Here is a 24,538-nt window from a genome sequence, read left to right as displayed (position 1 = left end):
CCTGTCGCGTGGGATCTTCCACGCAGAGCGATAAAAAGTTGTGATTTACTGGCGTACTAACCGACCGGTTGCAGGGACAAAATCGGTATTGGTGCGCCACGGATTGATATCCAGCCCGCCGCGTCGGGTATAGCGCGCGTACACGCTCAGGCTTTCAGGCTGGCAGAAACGCAGAATATCCGAGAAGATGCGCTCGACACACTGCTCATGAAACTCATTGTGATGACGGAAAGAGACCAGGTAGCGCAGCAATTTTTCACGGTCGATTTGCGCGCCGCGATACTGGATTTGCACTGAGCCCCAATCTGGCTGGTGGGTGATCAGGCAGTTCGATTTTAATAAATGGCTGACCAGCGTCTCTTCCACAACCTTTCCGCTGGCGGCATCGGTTAACAGCGCGGCGTCAAATTCGTAATTTGCGATCTCAATATCCTGGTCGTCGATACAGACCCCAGGGAAATGCGCAATCGGCTGCCCTTCCAGCTCATCAATGCGATACAGCACCACGTTCACGGCGCCTTGCGCGCAGGCGCTTAAATCGCGTTGCAACGTGTCGTGTACCTCTTGCCAGCTGGTAAAACGTGTCTGGTTAAAACTGTTGAGATAGAGCTTGAAGCTTTTCGATTCCACCAAATTGACGCTGGCGTGATCCAGCTCAACGTGGCCAACCGCCACCTGCGGCAAACCCTTCGCATTGAGCCAGGAGAGTTCATACAACGTCCAGATATCCGCGCCGCGAAAAGGCAAGCTGTCGGCTTTTAAGCCTAACGGATCGCGGTTTAACGAACGGGGAACGCCTTGCAGCAAGCTGGCGTCATAGGTGTCGCGGTAATCGGTGGTTTTGCCAAGCGTCAGGCCAGCCAGCGCCTGATGGTTATCATAAGAGGACATGTTTCATCGCCATTTTGCAGGTAAACTATGACGCAGAGTTTATCCTGGCTTATGTGAAGAGAGAAATCGGTGGAAAAAGAGACGGCGCATGCCCTGAAAGCCTTTACGGAACGTTACTGTAATGCGTGGCACGAACTGCGAGACAGCTGGCCGCAAAGCGAAGCGCTTTACGGTATTCCCTCGCCGTGCATTATTTCTTCCACCGACAAATACGTTATCTGGCAGCCAAAACCGTTCGTACCAGAACGAAATGTAAACCCAATTGAACAGGCCATGGAAATTGTGGTACAAACGCCGCTCCATACCTTTTACACCACACAATTTGCCGGTGATATGACCGCGCGTTTTGGCGAACTGACGCTGACGCTGCTGCAAACGTGGAGTGAGGATGACTTCGTGCGTATGCAGGAAAATCTGATTGGTCACCTGGTTACGCAAAAAAGACTGAAGTTATCGCCTACACTTTTTATTGCTACGCTCGACAGCGAACTGGATGTGATTTCGCTGTGTAACCTGAGCGGCGAAGTGGTGAAAGAGACGCTGGGTACGCGTCAGCGCACCGTTCTCGCCCCAAGCCTCGCGGCATTCCTCGACCAGCTCGAACCCGTTGTGTAATCCTCAATACTACTCATCTTGTGAGAGATCTCTTACACGACCTGTAAGAGATCGCCAGGTCTTTTTCCATAATTCTGATGCGCCTTCTCATTCATAATTAATATAAATCATGAGGTTAATCTAAAACCCTTTTCCTGTAGTGGTTTCATTCAAAGCTGAATTTGTGTTAAGTCTTCTTGTAAGACGTCACAGAATCGGTGATTCTATCTGTGTCGACACGGAGTCTGACAACGAAGCGTACATCAGGATGATGTTGTTTCGAGGACTCACCAGGACGGTGCTGCAAGGAAAGGCTTCAGGACGAAGCAAAGGGACATCGCTGGAATGCGTTAACGGACACCTCCAGGACGGAGAATGAGAGCCGGTAAGGATACCCGGCAGATCAGGAAGATCCAGGACACGCTTTACGGATGAGGCCAAGTCACATCGGGGTGGTGTGAGCAAGATGCGCTGTTTAAGGATGAACGGGTCAGGAGACCGCAGGAAAAGTTTTCATGGATGAGCAGGGAGCATACGAGTAGCGGGACTGCTGCGAAACGAACCGGGAGCACTGTTTTTACAGTGCTCCCTTTTTTTATTTGCTCCGCTCTTTGGTATGCTGCGCGCCAGTCTGATTATTCCGGGGGTTTATATGACTCAACATCAACGTGTGCGTGAGCAACTTCATCTTCTCGAAGCGCAACTGCGCGAACAGAATCTTTGGCAAACCAACGCGCCCGCGGCAAGCGCCTTTGAAAGCACGCAGCCTTTTTGCATGGATACCCTTGAGCCATTCGAATGGCTGCAGTGGGTGCTTATTCCGCGTATGCACGCTCTGCTGGATAGTCAACAACCATTGCCGCAGGCATTCGCCATCGCGCCATACTATGAAATTGCCCTTGAGGCGACCCATCCGTCCCGTGAAGTGATGCTGGTGCATTTACAGCAGCTCGATGCGCTGTTCAGCGACGAAAACGCCTGATGCTGGAGATTATTTACCAGGATGAGTGGCTGGTGGCGGTGAATAAACCTTCCGGCTGGCTGGTTCACCGTAGCTGGTTAGATCGCGATGAAAAAGTGGTGGTCATGCAAACGGTGCGTGACCAAATCGGCCAGCACGTTTTTACCGCCCATCGCCTCGACAGGCCCACTTCCGGCGTGTTGTTAATGGGCTTATCCAGCGAGGCCGGTCGCCGCTTAGCACAGCAATTTGAGCAACATCAGATTCAAAAACGCTATCACGCCATTGTGCGTGGCTGGCTGATGGAAGAGGCGTTGCTGGATTATCCGCTGGTCGAAGAGCTGGATAAAGTGGCCGACAAGTTCGCCCGCGCCGATAAAGAGGCGCAGCCAGCCGTAACGTACTATCGCGGGCTGGCAACGTGCGAAATGCCAGTGGCGACGAGCAAATTTCCCACCACGCGCTATGGTCTGGTTGAACTGGAACCGAAAACGGGCCGCAAGCACCAATTGCGTCGCCATCTGGCGCATTTGCGCCATCCGATTATTGGCGACAGTAAACACGGCGATTTACGGCAAAATCGTAGCGCGGCGGAACACTTTGGCTGCAACCGCTTGATGCTGCATGCCAGCCAGTTAACGCTCACTCACCCTTTTACCGGCGAGCCGTTAACGATCCGCGCCGGGCTGGATGAAACCTGGATGGGCGCGCTGTCGCACTTTGGCTGGCGCGGGCTTCTCCCTGAAAATGAAAGGGTTGAGTTCTTGCCAGTGAGTCGCCAGGATGAGGGCAATCTGGAATCACGCAAGGAGTGATGAGCATGGCGAAGGTCGGAATTTTTGTTGGCACCATGTACGGCAATTCGCTGCTGGTGGCGGAAGAAGCGCAGGAGATCTTACAGGCGCAGGGCCACAAGGCGACGGTATTTGAAGATCCCGAAGCCAGCGACTGGGAAAACAACAAAGGCAATTACGCGCTGATAGTCACCTCCACGACCGGTCAGGGCGATTTGCCGGAAAGTATTGCGCCGCTGTTCCATTATCTGCGCGATACCGTGGGGTATCAGCCCGATCTGCACTATGGCGTGATTGCCCTGGGCGATAGCACATACGCCCATTTCTGCGGCGGGGGGAAGCAGTTTGATGCCCTGCTGCAAGAGCAAGGTGCGCAGCGTATCGGCGAGATGTTGCTGATTGACGCCAGCGAAGACCCGGAACCGGAAACCGTCTCTAATCCGTGGGTTGAGCACTGGGCGACCCTGCTGAAATAAGCTGTCTTCCTCTCCGTAAGCGGGGAGGAAACCTCTCTTTTTGCCGCGTCAAGCGACGCATTTCACACTCTTTAACGCTGCCTCTCTTTTGACCACCTTCGGTCTGCTCCATTTTCATTTCCGTGAAGTACTCCCCATCCGCCTGGGCTAATGCCTTAAAGGGCATAGCCGCGCCCGGCGAATGTTGTGTTGTTGCACGGTGAGAGTTGAAAAGGCGCTCCATATACTTTTTCTCGCCAGTAAAAAAAACGCGGCCCGCCGGGTGTGGCAAACCCGGCAGGAGCAGCAAAAACACAATGACATCATCCTGTCTTCCCCTACAGGTTGCGCCGTACAGGATGAATGGACAAAAGAACATTTATGCTTCGGGAGTACAACCATGAGTACATTTAGCCAGGCGGCGAGCGGCGCTGAAAAGCGTACCAACGCCCGCTACTGGATAGTGGTGATGCTGTTTATCGTCACATCCTTCAACTATGGCGATCGCGCCACGTTGTCGATTGCCGGTTCAGAGATGTCCAAAGCGATAGGCCTGGATCCGGTCGGTATGGGTTATGTTTTCTCCGCGTTTTCCTGGGCTTATGTGATTGGCCAGATACCGGGCGGCTGGTTGCTTGACCGCTTCGGATCAAAACGCGTCTATTTCTGGTCTATCTTCACCTGGTCGCTGTTTACCTTGCTGCAAGGTTTCGTCGATATCTTTAGCGGCTTTGGCATCATCGTTGCGCTCTTCACCCTGCGCTTTATGGTCGGTCTGGCCGAATCTCCTTCCTTCCCGGGCAACAGCCGCATCGTTGCAGCCTGGTTCCCGGCGCAGGAGAGGGGCACGGCGGTGGCGATTTTTAACTCCGCGCAATATTTCGCGACGGTGATCTTCGCGCCGATCATGGGCTGGCTGACGCACACCGTGGGCTGGTCACATGTGTTCTTCTTTATGGGCGGTCTCGGCATTTTCATCAGCTTCCTGTGGCAGAAAATGATCCACGAGCCGAACCAGCATCCGGGCGTAAACAAAAAAGAGCTGGAGTACATTGCAGAAGGTGGCGCACTGATCAACATGGATCAGGCGAAAAGCGCGCACCATGTTCCATTCTCAGAAAAATGGGGACAGATCAAACAGCTGCTGGGTTCCCGCATGATGATCGGCGTCTATCTGGGCCAGTACTGTATTAACGCCCTGACCTATTTCTTTATCACCTGGTTCCCGGTTTATTTGGTGCAGGCACGTGGCATGTCGATTTTGAAAGCAGGTTTTGTTGCTTCAATCCCGGCGATCTGCGGCTTTGTGGGGGGCGTACTGGGCGGGATTATTTCCGACTGGTTAATGCGCCGTTACGGCTCGCTGAACGTGGCGCGTAAGACGCCAATTGTATTGGGAATGCTGCTCTCCATGAGCATGGTGTTCTGTAACTACACCAACTCCGAAACGCTGATTATCGCTTTCATGGCGCTGGCTTTCTTCGGTAAAGGTATCGGTGCACTGGGCTGGGCGGTGATGGCAGATACCGCGCCGAAAGAGATCAGCGGCCTGAGCGGCGGTCTGTTCAACATGTTCGGCAATATCTCCGGCATCGTGACGCCGATTGCCATTGGCTACATCGTCGGCACGACCGGCTCGTTTAACGGCGCGCTGATTTATGTCGGTATCCATGCACTGGTGGCGGTACTCAGTTACCTGGTTCTGGTGGGGGATATCAAGCGTATCGTGCTGAAACCTGTGACAGGACGTGAATGATGAATACGCAAGCAAGCCCCATTATCACCGACATGAAGGTCATTCCGGTGGCCGGGCATGACAGCATGCTGATGAACATCGGTGGCGCGCATAACGCTTACTTCACCCGCAACATCGTGGTGCTCACCGACAACGCCGGTAACACTGGCGTCGGTGAAGCGCCGGGCGGCGACGTGATCTACAAAACATTGGTTGACGCCACGCCGATGGTGGTGGGGCAGGAAGTGGCACGATTGAATAAAGTGGTGCAGCGCGTACACAAAGGCAACCAGGCGGCGGATTTCGACACCTTCGGGAAAGGTGCCTGGACATTTGAGCTGCGCGTGAATGCGGTGGCGGCACTGGAAGCCGCCCTGCTGGATCTGTTAGGCAAAGCGCTGAACGTCCCGGTGTGCGAACTGCTTGGCCCCGGTAAACAGCGCGATGCGGTGACGGTGCTGGGTTATCTGTTTTATGTCGGCGATCGTACCAAAACCGATCTGCCATACCTGGCCGCGACGCCTGGCCGCCATGAGTGGTATCACCTGCGTCATCAGGAAGCGATGAACAGCGATGCGGTCGTGCGCCTGGCGGAAGCGTCGCAGGATCGCTACGGCTTTAAAGATTTCAAACTCAAGGGCGGCGTACTGCCGGGCGAAAAAGAGATCGACACCGTGCGGGCGCTGAAAAAACGCTTCCCGGACGCGCGCATCACGGTTGATCCCAACGGCGCCTGGCTGCTCGACGAAGCTATCAGCCTGTGCAAAGGCCTTAATGATGTGCTGACCTACGCGGAAGATCCGTGCGGCGCGGAACAGGGCTTTTCCGGGCGTGAAGTGATGGCGGAGTTCCGCCGCGCCACCGGCTTGCCGGTAGCGACCAATATGATTGCCACCAACTGGCGTGAAATGGGCCATGCGGTGATGTTAAACGCGGTGGATATCCCGCTGGCGGATCCGCACTTCTGGACGCTTTCCGGCGCGGTACGCGTGGCGCAACTGTGCGACGACTGGGGATTAACCTGGGGCTGCCACTCCAACAACCATTTTGATATCTCGCTGGCGATGTTCACCCACGTTGGCGCGGCAGCACCGGGAACGCCGACCGCCATCGACACGCACTGGATCTGGCAGGAGGGCGACGCCCGCCTGACCAAACAGCCGCTGGAGATCCGCCAGGGAAAAATCGCCGTACCCGATGCGCCAGGCCTTGGTGTAGAGATCGACTGGACGCAAATCGAAAAAGCGCACGCGGCATACAAAACGCTGCCAGGCGGCGCGCGCAATGACGCAGGCCCGATGCAGTACCTCATCCCAGGCTGGACGTTTGACAAAAAACGCCCCGTTTTTGGACGTCATTGATAGACCAAAAGGATTAAAAAAATGAGCACATACAGTTCGACACCCGTTGTCTCCTCCATGCAGGTTATCCCGGTTGCGGGTCACGACAGCATGTTGATGAACCTGAGCGGCGCGCACGCCCCGTTCTTCACCCGCAATATCGTGGTGATTAAAGACAACGCCGGCCACACCGGTGTGGGGGAAATCCCCGGCGGCGAGAAAATCCGTCAAACGCTGGAAGACGCTATTCCGCTGGTGGTCGGTAAGACGCTGGGTGAGTACAAAAATATCCTCAACACCGTGCGCAATAACTTTGCCGACCGCGACGCCGGTGGCCGTGGCCTGCAAACTTTCGATCTGCGTACTACGATCCACGTGGTGACCGGCATTGAAGCGGCGATGCTTGATCTGCTCGGTCAGCACCTCGGTGTGAACGTCGCTTCCCTGCTTGGCGAAGGCCAGCAGCGCAGCGAAGTAGAGATGCTCGGTTACCTGTTCTTCGTTGGCGACAGCAAAAAAACGCCGCTGCCGTACCAGAGCCAGCCGGATGACAAGTGCGACTGGTATCGCGTGCGTCACGAAGAGGCGATGACGCCGGATCGCGTAGTGCGTCTGGCAGAAGCCGCGTATGAGAAATATGGTTTTAACGATTTCAAACTGAAAGGCGGTGTGCTGGCGGGAATGGAAGAAGCCGAAGCGATTTCCGCCCTGGCAAAACGCTTCCCGCAGGCGCGCGTCACGCTCGATCCGAACGGTGCCTGGTCACTGGATGAAGCGATAAAAATTGGTAAGCACCTGAAAGGCGTGCTGGCGTACGCGGAAGATCCGTGCGGCGCGGAACAGGGCTTCTCCGGTCGTGAAGTGATGGCGGAGTTCCGCCGCGCGACCGGCCTGCCGACTGCCACCAATATGATCGCCACCGACTGGCGTCAAATGGGCCATACGCTGTCACTGCAATCGGTGGATATCCCGCTGGCTGACCCGCACTTCTGGACCATGCAGGGGTCGGTACGTGTGGCGCAAATGTGCCACGAGTTCGGTCTGACCTGGGGCTCGCACTCGAATAACCACTTTGATATTTCGCTGGCGATGTTCACCCATGTTGCCGCTGCGGCACCGGGCAATATCACCGCTATCGATACGCACTGGATCTGGCAGGAGGGCAACCAGCGCCTGACTAAACAACCGTTCGAAATTAAAGGCGGGATGGTGCAGGTGCCAAACAAACCGGGTCTTGGCGTAGAGCTGGATATGGACCAGGTGATGAAAGCCAACGAGCTGTATCAAAAACATGGCCTCGGCGCGCGTGACGATGCAATGGGAATGCAATACCTGATCCCGAACTGGAAATTTGATAACAAACGTCCGTGCATGGTGCGTTGATGAAATTGCCAGTCCTTGCGGGGGCTGGCATTTCCTCATCTTTGCTGGGTGTATGCTTAAAGCCGTGAATATGCGTAAGGATGGCTTATGAAAATTGTGATCGCACCAGACTCTTACAAAGAAAGTTTAAGTGCCCTGGATGTGGCGACCGCGATTGAGAGCGGTTTTCGTGAAATTTTCCCCACGGCGGAATACGTCAAAATACCGGTGGCGGACGGTGGCGAAGGGACGGTTGAAGCCATGGTCGCCGCTACCAACGGGCGTATCGTTAAGGTTGCGGTAAAAGGCCCGCTCGGCGAGCAGGCTGAAGGGTTCTACGGGATTTCTGGCGACGAGCAATCCGCTTTTATCGAAATGGCCGCCGCCAGCGGGCTGGAAATGGTACCCCCGGCCAAACGCGACCCGCTCATCACCACGTCCTGGGGCACCGGCGAGTTGATTCGCCATGCGCTGGACGCGGGCGTTAAACATATCATCATTGGCATTGGCGGCAGTGCGACCAATGACGGTGGTGCTGGCATGGTGCAGGCGCTGGGCGCAAAGCTGCTGGATGAGAATGGCCAGCAGATTGCGCTGGGTGGTGCGGCGCTGGAAACGCTGGCGCGAATTGATACCGCGCAACTGGATAAACGCCTTGCCGGGTGCCGTATCGAAGTGGCCTGCGATGTGACCAATCCACTCACCGGAAAAGAGGGCGCGTCGGCGGTGTTTGGCCCGCAGAAAGGGGCGACGGCGGAGATGATCGACAGGCTCGATAAAGCGCTCGGGCATTATGCGCGGATCATTGCCCGCGACCTGGATTTGGACGTGCTGCACCTGGCGGGCGGCGGCGCGGCAGGGGGGATGGGTGCCGCGCTGTATGCGTTTTGCGGCGCAGAGTTGCGCCAGGGTATCGAGATTGTCACCGATGCGCTGGCGCTGGATGAGTACGTGATTGGCGCTGACCTGGTGATCACCGGCGAAGGGCGTATCGATAGCCAGACGGTGCACGGCAAAGTGCCGGTGGGCGTGGCGAAAGTGGCGAAGCGCCATAATATTCCGGTTATTGGCATTGCCGGCAGCCTGACCGCCGATGTTGGCGTGGTACACCATCACGGTATCGATGCGGTGTTCAGTGTGATCTACAAGGTCTGTTCGCTGGAAGACGCGCTGGAAAATGCCGGCGAAAATGTCCGCATGACCGCGCGCAACGTGGCGGCAGTGCTGAAAGCAGGGCAGAAGCTGTAACGCAAACCGCCCGGTAGCATGCAGGCTTACCGGGCTTGTATCAGCGCGTTCTCACTGGCCTGGCGCTGGTACGCTGAGTGGATAATCAATGCGTTGGTTATCCACTCGCGGATACACAACGTGTCCAACCTCAACTCCCGCCAGCGGTTATGCGGCAGGCTACCCCAGCAATTTGTGTGCTTCGCGGGTGACGTTATCCATCTCATCGAGCAATTCCAGAAACTCAGGTTCCAGCTCTTCGGCCGCAACGCCGCTGCGTAGCTGCTGTTCAATCAGCTGGCAGAGGTTTTTCAGCCGCGGTACGCCGCTGTAACCGCAACTGCCGTGTAACTTATGGATCCCTTCAGATAGCCCTTGCGGCGCTTCGCCAACCAGCTGTTCTTCCACCATATTGCGGATCTCCGGCAGGAACTCGACCAGCATATGCAGCATCTCGCGCGCCAGATCCGATTTCCCGGCAGCCTGGCGCAGCGCCAGTTGCCAGTCGAGCGTGGTGTCGGCGTCAACTACGATGTCCGCCGGTGCTACTGCCTGTTCCGGTGGCATCAGCCAACTGCCGATATCCGGGCCGGGCTTATAACGGCGCAGCAGGCTGCGCAGCTTATCCTCTTCAATGGGCTTCGCCAGATAATCGTTCATCCCGGCGCTGAGCAGTTTCTCTTTTTGTCCGGCCATCGCATGGGCCGTAACGGCGATGACCGGCGTTTGCTGCTGGTGCGGCAACTGGCGAATCAGCTCGCAGGCGCGAATGCCATCCATGTCCGGCATCTGAATATCCATCAGGATCAGATCGAACTGTAGCTGGCGGGCGCGCTCAATGGCCTGTATACCGCTTTCACACAGCTCGACATGCTGCACCTGATCTTCCAGCAACGCGCCGATGAGTTTCAGGTTGGCCGGGTTATCGTCCACCGCCATTACCGTCATCGGCAGTTTTGTTTCATCTATCGGCTGAGCCTGCGTGAGCCGGGTCGCACGGCAATATTCTGTGAGCGCGGGCAGCAGGCGGGTGGTGGTCAGCGGTTTCAGCAGACAGGCCGCCGCGCCATCTTGCTTCAGCTCCTCGGCGTTTACCTGCGCATGGCAAGGCAGCGCTAATAGCAGGTAGTCGGTCATGGCGGCGGCTCGTGCGAGGCGGTCGTGCTGCATGTTGAGCGGCTCACGCACCGTTACCGGAATCGCCATCAGCAGAATGTCGTAATGCGCCTGCGGCAGCGCCGAGAACGACGGGCTGTAAATCACCTCCAGCGGCGTTTCGTGCAACACGTCCAGCGTGCTTTGCGCGGCTGTCGCATTGGGCTCGACATAGGCAAGGCGTTTGCCCGCCAGACAGCCTGTGGCAGGCGCTTCGCTGATGGCGTTGGGATTGAGATCGAGATTAATGTGGAACCAGAAGGTGGATCCGCGATTCGGCTGGCTATGGAAGGAGATATCGCCGCCCATTTCATTGACCAGCCTTTGGGTTATCACCAGCCCCAGGCCGGTGCCGCCGTGGCGGCGCGAGATGCTGGCATCGGCCTGACGAAACGCCTGGAACAACCGCGACTGATCGCGTTCGGGGATGCCGATGCCGGTATCGCGGATCTGCATCTCAACCTGCACTTTGTTGTTACTGATGGCGCGCTTCTCAACCACAATGTCGATATTGCCATGTTCGGTGAATTTGATGGCGTTACCGACAAGATTGGTGATCACCTGTTGCAGACGCAGCGGGTCACCAATTACGTTATCCGGCACATCGTTTTTGATATTCAGCGTCAGTTCCAGCCCCTTGTCGTGCGCCGAGTGTGCCAGCAGGATGACGACCTCATCGAGCGTATTACGCAGCGGGAACGGGATGCTTTCCAGAATTAACTTGCCCGCCTCCAGCTTGGAGAAATCCAGCACGTCGTTAATGATCGCCAGCAGGTTGTTCGCCGAACGTTCAATCGTCAGCAGGTGATCGCGCTGCGTGGGGTTAAGCTCAGATTTCAGTGTCAGGCGGGTAAAGCCAATCACGCCGTTCAGTGGCGTGCGCAGCTCATGGGACATATTGGCGAGGAACTCAGATTTGATGCGCGCCGCTTCCTGGGCGCGTTTTTTCGCCAGATCCAACTCGACGTTCTGGATCTCCATCTGCTCCAGCGTTTCACGCAGATCGGAAGTGGACTGGTCAATGTTGTGCTGCATCTCTTCGTGGTAGGCCGCCAGCGACATCGCCATCGAGTTGATGCCGTTTTTCAACATATCCAGCTCGCCGAGCATAAAACCTTCCACGCGGCTGTCGAGCTGCCCGCGACGAATGCGGTCAACGGTGTTGACCATATTACGGATCGGGCTGGTTACGTCGCGCATTAAGCGCCAGCCGAAAATCAGCGCAATGCCTATACAGAACAAAATCATCAGGCTGGAGATAAAAATCTCTTTGTACTGCTGCAAACGAACCGATTTGAGATCCAGCTCCAGCGCCACATAGCCGAGCATGTTGCCGGTAATTTTATCCGCTGGTAGCGCGGTGTTGGTTTGCGTAAATCCTTCGGAAAGAATGGGCGTGCGCAGGATCATCACATCGCCGCGCCGGGAGACGCTGAGCCTGCGCGGAAAAGGTTGCCCTTCCGCCAGCCGGAGATTATCGCCATCAAGCTGGAAATTAGAGGAAACGAATACGTTATTCTGCCCATCGTAAATGGAAATTGCCCGCACAATATCGGAATGGCGGCGATGCAAAACGCTCACCAGTTGGCCTATCGCATCTTTGTCCTGCAACGTCATGCTGTATTCGCTCGAGACCGCCAGCGGCTCAATGATGCTGGCACCGGCGTCTTCCAGTTGACGCTGCAAATCGTTATAGCGGTGAACGACAAAGAAGATGCTGAGCAGCACACCGATAAGCACGGTGGGCGCCAGAATCAGGATCATCATGCGTGCGCGCAAGCTGTAGTTGGTCATGGAGTTCCGTTATGGGAGAATTAGGCCATTAATCTGTAAATGAGATAAATCCCTGCAATGGCGCAATTCTACTCTGCAAAACGACGTGTGACGACTAGTCAAAAAGTAACCGTAACCGTAACTGATCTTGATCCCTTTGGGCAGGGGGTTGCGCGCCATAACGGGAAAGCGCTGTTCATCCCCGGGCTGTTACCTGGCGAAACGGCGGACATTGTGCTGAAAGAGGAGAAGCGGCAGTTTTCACGCGGTGAGGTGAAGCGTCGCCTGAATGATAGCGACGAGCGCGTTACGCCGCTGTGCCCGCATTTTGGCGTCTGCGGTGGTTGCCAGCAGCAGCATGCCAGTATTGCCCTGCAACAGCGCAGCAAAAGTGCGGCGCTGGCGCGTTTGATGAAACGGGACGTCGATGAAGTGATTGCAGGCGAACCCTGGGGCTATCGCCGCCGCGCGCGGCTCAGCCTGAGCTGGCAGCCCAAAAGCCAGTGTCTGGAGATGGGGTTTCGTAAAGCGGGCGGTAACGACATTATTAATATCACGCGCTGCCCGGTGTTGGTGCCCCGTCTTGAGGCATTACTGGTGCCGCTGCGTGAATGCCTGAGCGGGTTGCAGGCCGTGCGTCAGCTTGGACATGTTGAGCTGGTGGAAGCCGATAATGGCCCATTAATGGTTTTGCGTCACACTGTTGCATTAAGTGCAACAGACAGAGAAAAACTGGAACAGTTTTCGCATTCTCAGGAACTCTCGCTGTATCTCGCGCCACAAAGCGAGATACTGGAACAGGTTAGCGGAGAATCTCCCTGGTACAGCTCGGACGGGCTACGCTTAACGTTCAGCCCGCGGGACTTTATTCAGGTCAACGATGGTGTTAACCAGCAGATGGTGGCGCGAGCGCTGGAGTGGCTTGATGTGCAGCCCGGCGACCGGGTGCTGGATCTGTTCTGCGGCATGGGCAATTTCACGCTACCGCTGGCGAAACGCGCGGCCAGCGTGGTCGGAGTGGAAGGCGTCGCCGATTTGGTGGCGAAAGCACAGGATAACGCGCAACAGAATGGCTTGCAGAATGTGACATTCTTTCATGAAAATCTGGAGGAAGATGTCACGAAACAGCCCTGGGCAAGCCGTGGATTTGACAAAGTTTTACTCGACCCGGCACGCGCAGGCGCTGCCGGAGTGATGAAACATATTCTAAAATTGTCGCCGGGCAGAGTGGTGTACGTTTCCTGTAACCCCGCCACCCTTGCCCGCGACAGTGAAGCGCTATTGGATGCGGGTTACCAGATCCAGCGGCTGGCGATGCTGGACATGTTCCCGCACACTGGCCACCTGGAATCGATGGTGTTGTTTGTGAATCACAAATGATTAATTTCGGCTTGTCGAGTTCGACAGGCCCGGTCCCTGAAAGGAGAGGACAATGGTTGCGGTACGCAGTGCGCATTTGAACAAAGCGGGTGAATTCGATCCGGCCAAATGGATCGCGAGTCTGGGTATCACCAGTCAGCCGTCGTGTGAACGCTTAACCGAAACCTGGGCATATTGTCTGCGACAAACACAGGGACATCCGAACGCGGAATTACTGCTGTGGCGCGGCGTCGAGATGGTGGAGATCCTCTCCATGCTGAGCATGGATACCGACACGCTGCGTGCGGCGCTGCTGTTCCCACTGGCCGATGCGGAAGTGGTCAGCGAAGAGGTGCTGCGAGAAAGCGTCGGCACGTCGGTGGTCAACCTGATTCATGGCGTACGCGATATGGCGGCTATCCGCCAGTTGAAAGCCACCCACACCGATTCCGTCTCCTCCGAACAAGTCGATAACGTTCGTCGTATGCTGCTGGCGATGGTGGATGATTTCCGCTGCGTAGTTATCAAGCTGGCGGAACGTATCGCTCATCTGCGCGAAGTGAAAGATGCGCCGGAAGATGAGCGCGTACTGGCGGCGAAAGAGTGTACTAATATCTACGCGCCGCTGGCGAACCGGCTGGGCATCGGGCAGCTCAAATGGGAACTGGAAGATTACTGCTTCCGTTATCTGCATCCGGCAGAGTACAAACGCATCGCCAAACTGCTGCACGAACGCCGTATCGATCGCGAACACTACATCGACGAATTTGTCGGGCATTTGCGTGCCGAAATGAAGACCGAAGGCGTCAAAGCGGAAGTGTATGGCCGCCCGAAACACATCTACAGCATCTGGCGCAAAATGCAGAAAAAACACCTCGCCTTTGATGAGCTGTTTGATGTGCGCGCCGTGCGTATCGTCGCCGAGCGTTTACAGGACTGCTACGCTGCGCTCGGGATTGTACACACCCATTACCGCCATCTGCCGGATGAGTTTGACGACTATGTTGCTAACCCAAAGCCGAATGGTTACCAGTCTATCCACACGGTAGTGCTTGGGCCGGGCGGGAAAACCGTTGAAATCCAGATTCGTACCCGGCAGATGCATGAAGATGCAGAGCTTGGCGTCGCTGCGCACTGGAAGTACAAAGAGGGCACCGCTACCGTTGGCGGCCCGCGTTCGGCGCACGAAGACCGCATTGCATGGCTGCGTAAACTGATCGCCTGGCAGGAAGAGATGGCCGATTCCGGCGAGATGCTCGACGAAGTTCGCAGCCAGGTGTTCGACGACCGTGTGTATGTCTTTACCCCGAAAGGCGATGTAGTGGACTTGCCTGCAGGTTCGACGCCGCTGGATTTTGCTTACCATATTCACAGCGATGTCGGGCACCGTTGCATCGGCGCGAAGATCGGCGGGCGCATCGTACCGTTCACTTACCAATTGCAGATGGGCGATCAGATCGAAATTATCACCCAGAAGCAACCGAACCCAAGCCGCGACTGGCTGAACCCGAACCTGGGCTATGTGACCACCAGCCGTGGACGCTCGAAGATCCACGCCTGGTTCCGCAAACAGGATCGCGACAAAAATATTCTTGCGGGGCGTCAGATCCTCGACGATGAGCTGGCGCATCTTGGTATCAGCCTGAAAGAGGCGGAAAAATTCCTGCTGCCGCGCTACAACTTTAACGAACTGGACGAGTTGCTGGCGGCGATTGGCGGTGGGGATATCCGTCTCAATCAGATGGTGAATTTCCTGCAGTCGCAGTTCAATAAACCGAGCGCGGAGGAGCAGGACGCCGCCGCGCTGAAGCAGCTGCAACAGAAAACGTATACGCCGCAAAGCCGCAGCAAAGACAATGGCCGCGTCGTTGTCGAAGGCGTAGGCAATCTGATGCACCATATTGCGCGTTGCTGCCAGCCGATCCCGGGTGACGAAATCGTCGGGTTTATTACTCAGGGGCGCGGGATCTCTATTCACCGCGCCGACTGCGATCAACTGGAAGAGCTGCGTAACGTGGCGCCGGAACGTATCGTTGATGCCGTCTGGGGCGAAAGCTACTCGGCGGGTTACTCGCTGGTGGTGCGCGTCACGGCGAATGACCGTAGCGGTCTGCTGCGCGATATCACCACAATTCTCGCCAATGAGAAGGTGAACGTGCTCGGCGTCGCCAGTCGCAGCGACACCAAAGAACAGCTGGCCACCATCGATATGAATATCGAAATCTACAACCTGCAAGTGCTGGGCCGCGTGCTCGGCAAACTCAACCAGGTGCCGGACGTCATCGACGCTCGCCGCCTGCATGGTGGCTGATTTTCTCCTCATCCGAGCCTCGCCTTGATGGGCGAGGCTTAACACTTATTACCAGGAATTTCTCATGACTCAAATCGATCGTCTGCTCGGGATTATGCAACGCCTGCGCGACCCGGAAAACGGCTGCCCGTGGGACAAAGAGCAGACTTACGCCACCATTGCGCCTTACACGCTGGAAGAGACGTACGAAGTGCTGGACGCTATTTCGCGCGAAGATTTTGACGACTTACGCGGTGAGCTCGGTGACCTGCTGTTCCAGGTGGTTTTTTATGCGCAGATGGCGCAGGAAGAAGGGCGTTTCGATTTCAACGACATTTGCGCCGCTATCAGCGACAAACTGGAGCGTCGTCACCCACATATTTTCGGTGATGCACATGCGGGAAACAGCACGGAAGTGCTGGCGCGTTGGGAGCAAATTAAAAGCGAAGAGCGTGCAGAAAAATCTCAGCACTCAGCGCTGGACGACATTCCCCACAGCCTGCCTGCGCTGATGCGCGCGCACAAAATCCAGAAACGCTGCTCGACCGTCGGCTTTGACTGGACGTCGCTTGGCCCGGTGCTTGATAAAGTGTACGAAGAGATTGACGAAGTCATGGACGAAGCCAAACAAGCGGTGGTTGATGAAGCGAAACTGGAAGAGGAAGTCGGCGATTTGCTCTTCGCGACCGTCAACCTTTCGCGTCATCTAGGCGTCAAAGCGGAAGTGGCGTTGCAAAAAGCCAACCTGAAATTTGAGCGGCGTTTTCGCGAAGTTGAGCGTATTGTGCGCGAACGCGGTCTGGAAATGACCGGTGTAGATCTGGAAACAATGGAAAATGTCTGGCAACAGGTAAAACGCCAGGAACATGATCTTTAAAGCATTTGTTCCAGTAAGCGCGATTTGTGTGATTTTTTAAATAACAAGCGCTTGATTTGCGTCAAAAACATTTACCCAAAAGTGGCTATTTTCACACTCCTTAAGTTTGTTGAAATGCCTTGAGAATCGCCTCTTCGAGTAATTCGGGTCGCAGCAAGGCGGCAACCGAGCGAATCTTCAGACGCAGCGAAACGCGCCGCGTCTGGGGTGAGTGACAGAAGCCAATGCAGATGCGGCCTGAAGAACAGAGGAGAGGGGGCAATGAAAGTTTGTGGCGTAGACCATCATCGGGTATACTGCTTTCCCGTCCTGGTTATTCCATCGTCTTTTAAACCTAACTTCTCAGGTTCAGCATGACAACGAACTATATTTTTGTGACCGGCGGGGTCGTATCCTCTCTGGGTAAAGGCATTGCCGCAGCCTCCCTGGCAGCCATTCTTGAAGCCCGTGGCCTCAACGTCACCATGATGAAATTGGATCCGTACATTAACGTCGATCCAGGGACTATGAGTCCAATCCAGCATGGTGAAGTGTTCGTTACCGAAGACGGCGCTGAAACCGATCTGGATTTGGGTCACTACGAGCGTTTTATCCGCACCAAAATGACCCGTCGCAACAACTTCACCACTGGTCGTATCTACTCCGAGGTTTTGCGTAAAGAGCGTCGTGGCGACTATCTGGGTGCAACCGTACAGGTTATTCCGCACATCACCAACGCGATTAAAGAGCGCATTATTGCCGGTGGCGAAGGCCATGACGTTGCGCTGGTAGAAATCGGCGGTACGGTGGGTGACATCGAATCCCTGCCGTTCCTTGAAGCTATCCGTCAGATGGCGGTAGAAGTGGGCCGCGAGCGCACTCTCTACATGCACCTGACGCTGGTGCCTTATATGGCGGCTTCCGGTGAGGTGAAAACCAAGCCGACGCAGCACTCTGTTAAAGAGCTGCTCTCTATCGGTATTCAGCCAGATATTCTGATTTGCCGTTCCGATCGCGCGGTTCCTGCTAATGAACGCGCAAAAATTGCTTTGTTCTGTAACGTTCCAGAAAAAGCTGTGATTTCTCTGAAAGACGTCGATTCCATTTATAAAATCCCGGGCCTGTTGAAATCCCAGGGGCTGGACGATTATATTTGTAAACGATTCAGCTTGAACTGTCCGGAAGCAAACCTGGCCGAATGGGAACAGGTTATTTACGAAGAAGCGAATCCGTCAGGCGAAGTCACCATTGGTATGGTCGGTAAGTACATTGAACTTCCGGACGCATATAAATCGGTTATTGAAGCACTGAAACACGGTGGCCTGAAAAACCGCGTAACCGTCAACATCAAGCTGATTGACTCGCAGGATGTTGAAACGCGTGGCGTAGAGATCCTGAAAGGTCTTGATGCCATTCTTATCCCTGGCGGCTTCGGCTACCGCGGTGTGGAAGGCAAGATCGCCACCGCACGCTATGCGCGTGAAAACAATATTCCTTACCTGGGTATTTGCCTGGGTATGCAGGTTGCGTTGATTGAATTTGCTCGTAACGTAGTCGGAATGGAGAACGCCAACTCCACGGAATTTGTGCCAGACTGTAAATACCCGGTTGTGGCGCTTATTACCGAATGGCGTGACGAAGACGGCAACGTTGAGCAGCGTTCGGAGAAGAGCGATCTCGGTGGCACCATGCGCCTCGGCGCGCAGCAGTGCCAGCTTGGTGATGACAGCCTGGTTCGCCAACTGTATGGCGCGCCAACCATTATTGAACGCCATCGCCATCGTTACGAAGTCAACAACATGCTGTTGAAACAAATCGAAGCTGCGGGTCTGCGTGTTGCGGGCCGTTCCGGGGATGATCAGTTGGTCGAGATCATCGAAGTGCCGAATCATCCGTGGTTCGTCGCTTGTCAGTTCCACCCGGAATTTACTTCTACGCCGCGTGATGGACATCCGCTGTTTGCCGGTTTTGTGAAAGCCGCCAGCGAGTATCAGAAGCGCCAGGCGAAGTAAAAAAGTTACAACAGCAACGCGTACCATCGGTACGCGTTGTTTGTCTGGAGTTTTAGTTTAACTTGTACTGAGGAAAACCTAATGTCCAAAATCGTTAAAGTCATCGGTCGTGAAATCATCGACTCCCGTGGTAACCCGACTGTTGAAGCCGAAGTACACCTGGAAGGTGGTTTCGTAGGTCTGGCTGCTGCGCCGTCAGGTGCTTCCACTGGTTCCCGCGAAGCGCTGGAACTGCGCGATGGCGACAAATCCCGCTTCATGGGTAAAGGCGTACTGAAAGCGGTTGGCGCGGTTAACGGCCCGATCGCTCAGGCAATCCTGGGTAAAGACGCGAAAGACCAGGCCGGCATCGACAAAATCATGATCGATCTGGATGGTACCGAAAACAAATCCAACTTCGGCGCGAACGCAATCCTGGCTGTTTCTCTGGCTACCGCTAAAGCTGCTGCTGCTTCTAAAGGCCTGCCGCTGTACGCACACATCGCTGAACTGAACGGCACCCCGGGTAAATACTCCATGCCGGTTCCGATGATGAACATCATCAACGGTGGTGAGCACGCTGATAACAACGTCGACATTCAGGAATTCATGATTCAGCCGGTTGGCGCGAAAACCCTGAAAGAAGCTGTACGTATGGGTTCAGAAGTGTTCCATAACCTGGCGAAAGTACTGAAATCCAAAGGCATGAACACCGCTGTGGGTGACGAAGGTGGCTACGCGCCGAACCTGGGTTCCAACGCAGAAGCACTGGCTGTTATCGCTGAAGCGGTTAAAGCTGCGGGCTACGAGCTGGGCAAAGACATCACTCTGGCGATGGACTGTGCAGCATCTGAGTTCTACAAAGACGGTAAATACGTTCTGGCTGGCGAAGGCAACAAAGCGTTCACCTCTGAAGAGTTCACTCACTTCCTGGAAGATCTGACCAAACAGTATCCGATCGTTTCCATCGAAGATGGTCTGGACGAATCTGACTGGACTGGCTTTGCTTACCAGACCAAAGTGCTGGGCGACAAAATCCAGCTGGTTGGCGACGACCTGTTCGTAACCAACACCAAGATCCTGAAAGAAGGCATCGAAAAAGGCATCGTTAACTCCATCCTGATCAAATTCAACCAGATCGGTTCTCTGACCGAAACGCTGGCTGCGATCAAAATGGCGAAAGACGCTGGCTACACCGCCGTCATCTCTCACCGTTCTGGCGAAACTGAAGACGCTACCATCGCTGACCTGGCTGTTGGTACCGCTGCAGGCCAGATCAAAACTGGTTCTATGAGCCGTTCTGACCGTGTTGCTAAATACAACCAGCTGATTCGTATCGAAGAAGCTCTGGGTGACCAAGCGCCGTTCAACGGTCGTAAAGAGATCAAAGGCCAGGCGTAATCGCTAAGCGTTGATCAAATAAAAATGCCAGTCAGTTGACTGGCATTTTTTTAGGCTTTTGACTATTTGAAGTCGACTTCCATCTGCTGCGGAATCGTCAGGCCGCGCGTTGTCTGCACGCAGCGGGCGATATAGTCGGTAAAGCGTGGCGGCTTCGGCATACCCATGCTGAGCAGCTTGTCATTGCTGAAACGCACGTTAAGCGTGGCAAACGCTCCGTAGAGACGCATCGCTTTCAGCATCAGGCGCTCGTTGCACGGCCCGAAGATATCCTTCAGCTCGCGGCGCATTTTCACCAGCGTTTCATAGCTCACCTGCGCGTATTTATCGCCAACCGGGGCTTTTTCCAGTGCCTTCGCCATTGCCCGGTCGATATCGGCAAAGCGGACGCTATTCTCTTCCCCGGCCGAGATATGCACCACTTCACCCTGTGCAATCTCTCCGCTAAGCAGCATCAGCAGCGCGTCGGCGCAGTAATCCACCGGGATCACATCCACGCGATCTTCCAGCGAACACATAAATTTTTGCAGCATCAGTCCCATGCTGAACACCCAGAAGATACTGGTAGACGGGGTGCAGCCATGGCTGGTATGGCCGACGACAATCGACGGACGTGCGATCACCAGCGGCAACTGCGGGCACTCTTTGCGCATCAGTTGTTCGATAGTGGATTTGGAGTGCGTATAGGTCACCAGATGCTCGGCATTCTCGCGAAACTCGCTGCTTTCCGGTACCAGTGAATCCGGCTCCGGGGTGCATGACATCGCGGTGCCCACGTGCAGAAAACGCTGTAACCCGGCGACTTGCGACATCCGGCGTGCAAACGTCAGCGTGCCTTCCACGTTGACTTTCCAGACCAACGGATTATTACCAAAAGAGGCCACCGCTGCGCAGTTCAGCACATGGGTGACATTTTCCAGCCGTGGATCGGTAATAAAACCTTCTGGTTCGCCCAAATCACCGAGCAGGATCTGCGACGTTGAAAGTGAGTTCAGTACCTCATCACTGAGGTTGAACTTGCGCATATTGCTTTTAACGCGCGCAAGCCCGGCTTCGTTATCTTCGGCACGAACCAGCAGCAATAAATTCATCGGTAGATTGTCGTGAAGAATTTTTTCTAATACCGCCCCGCCAAGAAACCCAGTGACACCCGTAATCAATAATGTATTCATCAACGCTTTCTCATCATGGTTGTTCTGGCGGATTGTAGGCACAGAAAGCTAAACGCCATATCAATAAAATGGCGTACAAAAACGGGGTTTCTTAAGCTGGTTTTAAGGAAGAAAACACAGGGGATTTGTCTACGACAACCAATAAAATAAAAAGATTCCTTCACGCTGTGTTAAATATTTATATCGATGATATTTAATGGATTATTTTTATTTTGTTAGCCTGCAAATTATTTATAAATTCAATTCAAAATGTAAAATAAATAATATCTGGTTACACCATTTCTTTTGCGCTTTATGGCTCACCAGTTTCCCGAAGCGCCGCCGCCGTCACTCGAACCGCCACCACCACTGGAACTGTCACTACTGCTATGGCTGGAACTCTCGCTGCTGGTATAAGTGGTTGTGTCGGTGCTGGTCTCGCCTCCACGCGAATAAGTAAGTTGCCTGCTCTCACGATATTTTTGCCGGCCTGCGACGGTAAGCCGCTGCGGGTAAATTAACCATACGCACAAAATCATCAGTAAAATAAAGGCGGGCACGGCAGCGCAGAATATCGTAAAAGGCAGCAGCAAAGGGTGTTGTTCACTGTAAGCGAACAAAATCACGGCCAGAGGGCAGGCGATAAGAAACAGTCCTGTCAGCGTGAGGATTTTGCCTTTGACCGTCAGGGCAATGATAACCACCGCCAATATAATTAAACTCTTCCACAGGGAAAACCAGGCAGCCATTTGCTCGAAAAATGACGGGGGTTGAGCTTTGGGCAGTGGCTGGCTGGCAAGCACGGTGCTGATCCCCTCAACGCCGCGCACAATTCCGGTATTCAGGTCATTCTGCCGGAAGGCTGGAATCATATATTCATCAATGATTTGCTTCGCCAGCGCGTTGGTTAACATGCCCTCAAGGCCGCTTCCTACCTCGATACGCACTTTTCTGTCCTGCCAGGCGACCAGCACCAGCACGCCATCATTACGCCGGGCATCGCCAGGCCGCCAGCGGTTAAAAACCGCGTTAGCAAAGTGTTCAATGGTTTCGCCATTTGTCGTGGATATCAGCAGTACGGCGGTTTGCGTACCCGTGCGGGCATTCAGATCGCTCACCTGCTGGATAAGCGCCTTACGCTGCCAGAGGCTTAACTGATTTTCGGGATCGTTAACCACGCCATTCATCGGTGGAACAGGCACAGCCAGCGCCGGAAGGGTAAAACTCAGCACCAGCAACAGGGCCAATATGCGCGCCATTTGCATCATCCTTGCGGGGCAAACCAGAGAAAGAACCGCCATAGGATAGCGGCTGATAGCAGGTAATGACAATTTGCCATAACTGATAGTTTTCATTATCAGCAGGTTAAATAGCCCGCCGTGCGCGGCGCAAATGGCACATGATCCCCTGCGGGTTATCTGCAATAATGGCGTTTTTCCCTGCTAATAAGAGCGACGATGCAGTACCCGATTAACGAGATGTTCCAGACCCTGCAAGGCGAGGGTTACTTCACCGGCGTTCCCGCCATTTTTATTCGTTTACAGGGATGCCCGGTTGGTTGCGCCTGGTGCGATACCAAACACACCTGGGATAAGCTCGCGGATCGGGAGGTTTCGCTGTACAGCATTCTCGCGAAGACCAAAGAGAGCGATAAATGGGGTGCGGCAAGCAGTGAAGATCTGCTCGCCATTATCCAGCGCCAGGGCTGGACTGCGCGCCATGTGGTGATTACCGGCGGTGAACCCTGCATTCACGATCTCACCCCGTTGACCACATTGCTGGAGCACAACGGCTTTAGCTGTCAGATTGAAACCAGCGGCACGCACGACGTTCGTACGTCGCACGCCACCTGGGTCACCGTATCGCCGAAAGTAAATATGCGCGGCGGTTATGATGTCCTCCAGCAGGCGCTGGAACGCGCCGATGAGATTAAGCACCCTGTTGGCCGCGTGCGCGATATTGAAGCGCTGGACGAGCTTTTGGCGCAGCTGCACGATGATAAGCAGCGGGTAATCGCCTTGCAGCCGATCAGCCAGAAAGAGGATGCGACACGCTTGTGTATTGAAACCTGTATTGCCCGCAACTGGCGGCTGTCAATGCAGACGCACAAATATCTCAATATTGCTTAATAAAAAACCCGCCGCTGGCGGGTTTTTTATTAATACGCAAGCTAAATATTGGTGATTATTCCGAAGTAAATTGTGGTGGTAATTTAAATTTGACCTTTATCAAATGTAACATTGTTTTACTGTGATAGAAGTCATTCGTTGTTTTATCTCTCAAAATAAGTTTGTCTCATTATTATGAGGTTTCGCTTTTTCTAAAAGGATTTTGGAACAAGTAATGTCAATAAGATCAATTAATAATTTCTCAATGAGTTTTTTTTCCTTGCAGGGTAAAACTGCGATTGTCACCGGTGGTAATAGTGGGTTAGGGCAGGCATTTTCTGTCGCACTGGCGAAAGCGGGGGCAAATGTTTTTATTCCCGCTATCAGTGATGACAGTGGGGAAACAGAAGAAGCCATTAAGCAGCAGGGGGCAGAATCTGAATTCATGGCGATTGATATCACTGAAAAAGATGCGCCAAAAAAAATTATTGCCGCCTGCTGCGAACGTTTTGGTACGGTTGATATCCTGGTGAATAACGCGGGCATCTGCAAAATGAATAATGTCTGGGAGTTTAATCGCACTGATTGGGATCCGATGATTAACGTGAATCTGACAGCCGCCTTTGAATTATGTCATGAAGCGGCAAAAGTGATGGCGAAAAACCTTCGCGGAAAAATTATCAATATTTGTTCGGTGCGTTCATTTTTAGGTCAACAGGGATCTCCCGCCTATTCCGCGACAAAACATGCGCTGGCCGGTTTAACAAAAGCCTATTGCGACGAATTAGCGCAATTTAATATTCAGGTAAACGGTATTGCGCCGGGATATTTCTCCACGGATATCACGCAGATAATTCGTAACGATCGCAAACAATATAAATGGGGAATTGATCACACACCGGCTATGCGCTGGGGAGATACGCAGGATTTAATGGGCGCAGTCATTTTTCTCGCCAGCCGCGCCTCAGATTATGTAAATGGTCATTTACTGGTCGTTGATGGCGGCTATCTGGTGCGTTAAATAGACCGGAGAGGGTGAGCGGAGCAGATAAAGCGTGGGCAAATGTGCTGTCAACCCGCAGGGCTGGCCGGCTC

Annotated in this window: 19 protein-coding genes; 15 read left to right on the top strand and 4 right to left on the bottom strand. The window is 54.3% G+C overall.

The window, feature by feature from the left end; translation table 11 throughout:
- Positions 1 to 45 precede the first annotated feature (45 nt).
- Positions 46 to 891, bottom strand: a complete 846-nt coding sequence (gene queF, locus AAIG26_RS06850) for an NADPH-dependent 7-cyano-7-deazaguanine reductase QueF (protein ID WP_269231634.1) — start codon at positions 889 to 891, stop codon at positions 46 to 48.
- A 69-nt stretch (positions 892 to 960) separates the two neighbouring features.
- On the opposite strand from queF, the gene syd reads away from it, so the two are divergent.
- From syd to AAIG26_RS06810, 8 genes are all read left to right on the top strand, one after another.
- Positions 961 to 1,506, top strand: coding sequence for a SecY-interacting protein (gene syd / locus AAIG26_RS06845; RefSeq protein ID WP_097406374.1), 546 nt, complete (start codon positions 961 to 963; stop codon positions 1,504 to 1,506).
- Between the two features lie 631 nt (positions 1,507 to 2,137).
- A complete protein-coding gene (locus AAIG26_RS06840) occupies positions 2,138 to 2,467 on the top strand; it encodes a YqcC family protein (RefSeq protein ID WP_045513360.1) in 330 nt (109 codons plus the stop codon).
- Positions 2,467 to 3,261: a tRNA pseudouridine(65) synthase TruC gene (gene truC / locus AAIG26_RS06835; RefSeq protein ID WP_269231633.1), complete on the top strand. Its 795-nt coding sequence runs from the start codon at positions 2,467 to 2,469 to the stop codon at positions 3,259 to 3,261. The genes AAIG26_RS06840 and truC overlap by 1 nt, the downstream gene beginning before the upstream one ends.
- A 5-nt stretch (positions 3,262 to 3,266) precedes the next feature.
- Positions 3,267 to 3,716 carry a flavodoxin gene (locus AAIG26_RS06830; protein ID WP_020456654.1) on the top strand — a complete coding sequence of 150 codons (450 nt, stop codon included), beginning with the start codon at positions 3,267 to 3,269 and terminating at the stop codon, positions 3,714 to 3,716.
- A 379-nt stretch (positions 3,717 to 4,095) separates the two neighbouring features.
- Entirely contained in the window at positions 4,096 to 5,451 is a 1,356-nt protein-coding gene (locus tag AAIG26_RS06825; protein WP_343180287.1) for an MFS transporter, read from the top strand.
- Positions 5,451 to 6,791, top strand: coding sequence for an enolase C-terminal domain-like protein (locus AAIG26_RS06820; RefSeq protein ID WP_343180347.1), 1,341 nt, complete (start codon positions 5,451 to 5,453; stop codon positions 6,789 to 6,791). The genes AAIG26_RS06825 and AAIG26_RS06820 overlap by 1 nt, the downstream gene beginning before the upstream one ends.
- 21 nt (positions 6,792 to 6,812) lie before the next feature.
- Positions 6,813 to 8,153 carry a glucarate dehydratase gene (gene gudD / locus AAIG26_RS06815; RefSeq protein ID WP_160271143.1) on the top strand — a complete coding sequence of 447 codons (1,341 nt, stop codon included), beginning with the start codon at positions 6,813 to 6,815 and terminating at the stop codon, positions 8,151 to 8,153.
- An 87-nt stretch (positions 8,154 to 8,240) separates the two neighbouring features.
- Positions 8,241 to 9,380 (top strand): glycerate kinase, encoded by a 1,140-nt coding sequence (locus AAIG26_RS06810; protein ID WP_343180286.1) that lies wholly within the window; start codon positions 8,241 to 8,243, stop codon positions 9,378 to 9,380.
- 159 nt (positions 9,381 to 9,539) lie between these two features.
- Here the strand turns inward: AAIG26_RS06810 and barA are convergent, their stop codons facing one another.
- Positions 9,540 to 12,308 (bottom strand): two-component sensor histidine kinase BarA, encoded by a 2,769-nt coding sequence (gene barA / locus AAIG26_RS06805; RefSeq protein ID WP_343180285.1) that lies wholly within the window; start codon positions 12,306 to 12,308, stop codon positions 9,540 to 9,542.
- Positions 12,309 to 12,365: 57 nt separating this feature from the next.
- Between barA and rlmD the strand changes: the two genes are divergently transcribed.
- From rlmD to eno, 5 genes are all read left to right on the top strand, one after another.
- Entirely contained in the window at positions 12,366 to 13,667 is a 1,302-nt protein-coding gene (gene rlmD, locus AAIG26_RS06800) for a 23S rRNA (uracil(1939)-C(5))-methyltransferase RlmD (protein ID WP_343180284.1), read from the top strand.
- 52 nt (positions 13,668 to 13,719) lie between these two features.
- Positions 13,720 to 15,957 carry a GTP diphosphokinase gene (gene relA, locus AAIG26_RS06795; RefSeq protein ID WP_017458746.1) on the top strand — a complete coding sequence of 746 codons (2,238 nt, stop codon included), beginning with the start codon at positions 13,720 to 13,722 and terminating at the stop codon, positions 15,955 to 15,957.
- A 64-nt stretch (positions 15,958 to 16,021) separates the two neighbouring features.
- Complete coding sequence (gene mazG / locus AAIG26_RS06790) at positions 16,022 to 16,813, top strand: nucleoside triphosphate pyrophosphohydrolase (protein ID WP_045513302.1); 792 nt, start codon at positions 16,022 to 16,024, stop codon at positions 16,811 to 16,813.
- A gap of 353 nt (positions 16,814 to 17,166) precedes the next feature.
- Complete coding sequence (pyrG, locus tag AAIG26_RS06785) at positions 17,167 to 18,804, top strand: CTP synthase (glutamine hydrolyzing) (RefSeq protein WP_017458748.1); 1,638 nt, start codon at positions 17,167 to 17,169, stop codon at positions 18,802 to 18,804.
- An 81-nt stretch (positions 18,805 to 18,885) separates the two neighbouring features.
- On the top strand, positions 18,886 to 20,184 hold the full coding sequence (gene eno / locus AAIG26_RS06780) for a phosphopyruvate hydratase (RefSeq protein ID WP_097406365.1): 1,299 nt from the start codon (positions 18,886 to 18,888) through the stop codon (positions 20,182 to 20,184).
- Positions 20,185 to 20,246: 62 nt separating this feature from the next.
- Here eno and AAIG26_RS06775 read toward each other — a convergent pair whose 3' ends face one another.
- Positions 20,247 to 21,356 carry an SDR family oxidoreductase gene (locus AAIG26_RS06775; RefSeq protein WP_097406364.1) on the bottom strand — a complete coding sequence of 370 codons (1,110 nt, stop codon included), beginning with the start codon at positions 21,354 to 21,356 and terminating at the stop codon, positions 20,247 to 20,249.
- Positions 21,357 to 21,655: 299 nt separating this feature from the next.
- Positions 21,656 to 22,594: a TPM domain-containing protein gene (locus AAIG26_RS06770; protein WP_343180283.1), complete on the bottom strand. Its 939-nt coding sequence runs from the start codon at positions 22,592 to 22,594 to the stop codon at positions 21,656 to 21,658.
- Positions 22,595 to 22,792: 198 nt separating this feature from the next.
- Here AAIG26_RS06770 and queE point away from each other — a divergent pair, with 198 nt between their 5' ends.
- On the top strand, positions 22,793 to 23,464 hold the full coding sequence (gene queE / locus AAIG26_RS06765) for a 7-carboxy-7-deazaguanine synthase QueE (protein ID WP_045513290.1): 672 nt from the start codon (positions 22,793 to 22,795) through the stop codon (positions 23,462 to 23,464).
- Positions 23,465 to 23,678: 214 nt separating this feature from the next.
- A complete protein-coding gene (locus AAIG26_RS06760; RefSeq protein WP_343180346.1) occupies positions 23,679 to 24,464 on the top strand; it encodes an SDR family oxidoreductase in 786 nt (261 codons plus the stop codon).
- Positions 24,465 to 24,538: the final 74 nt, after the last annotated feature.

The organism is Kosakonia sp. PSU_27, from assembly GCF_039409795.1.
In the GTDB taxonomy this organism is placed as follows: domain Bacteria; phylum Pseudomonadota; class Gammaproteobacteria; order Enterobacterales; family Enterobacteriaceae; genus Kosakonia.
Note: the sequence above shows the minus strand (reverse complement) of the source record. Positions and strands in the feature narration are given on the sequence as shown.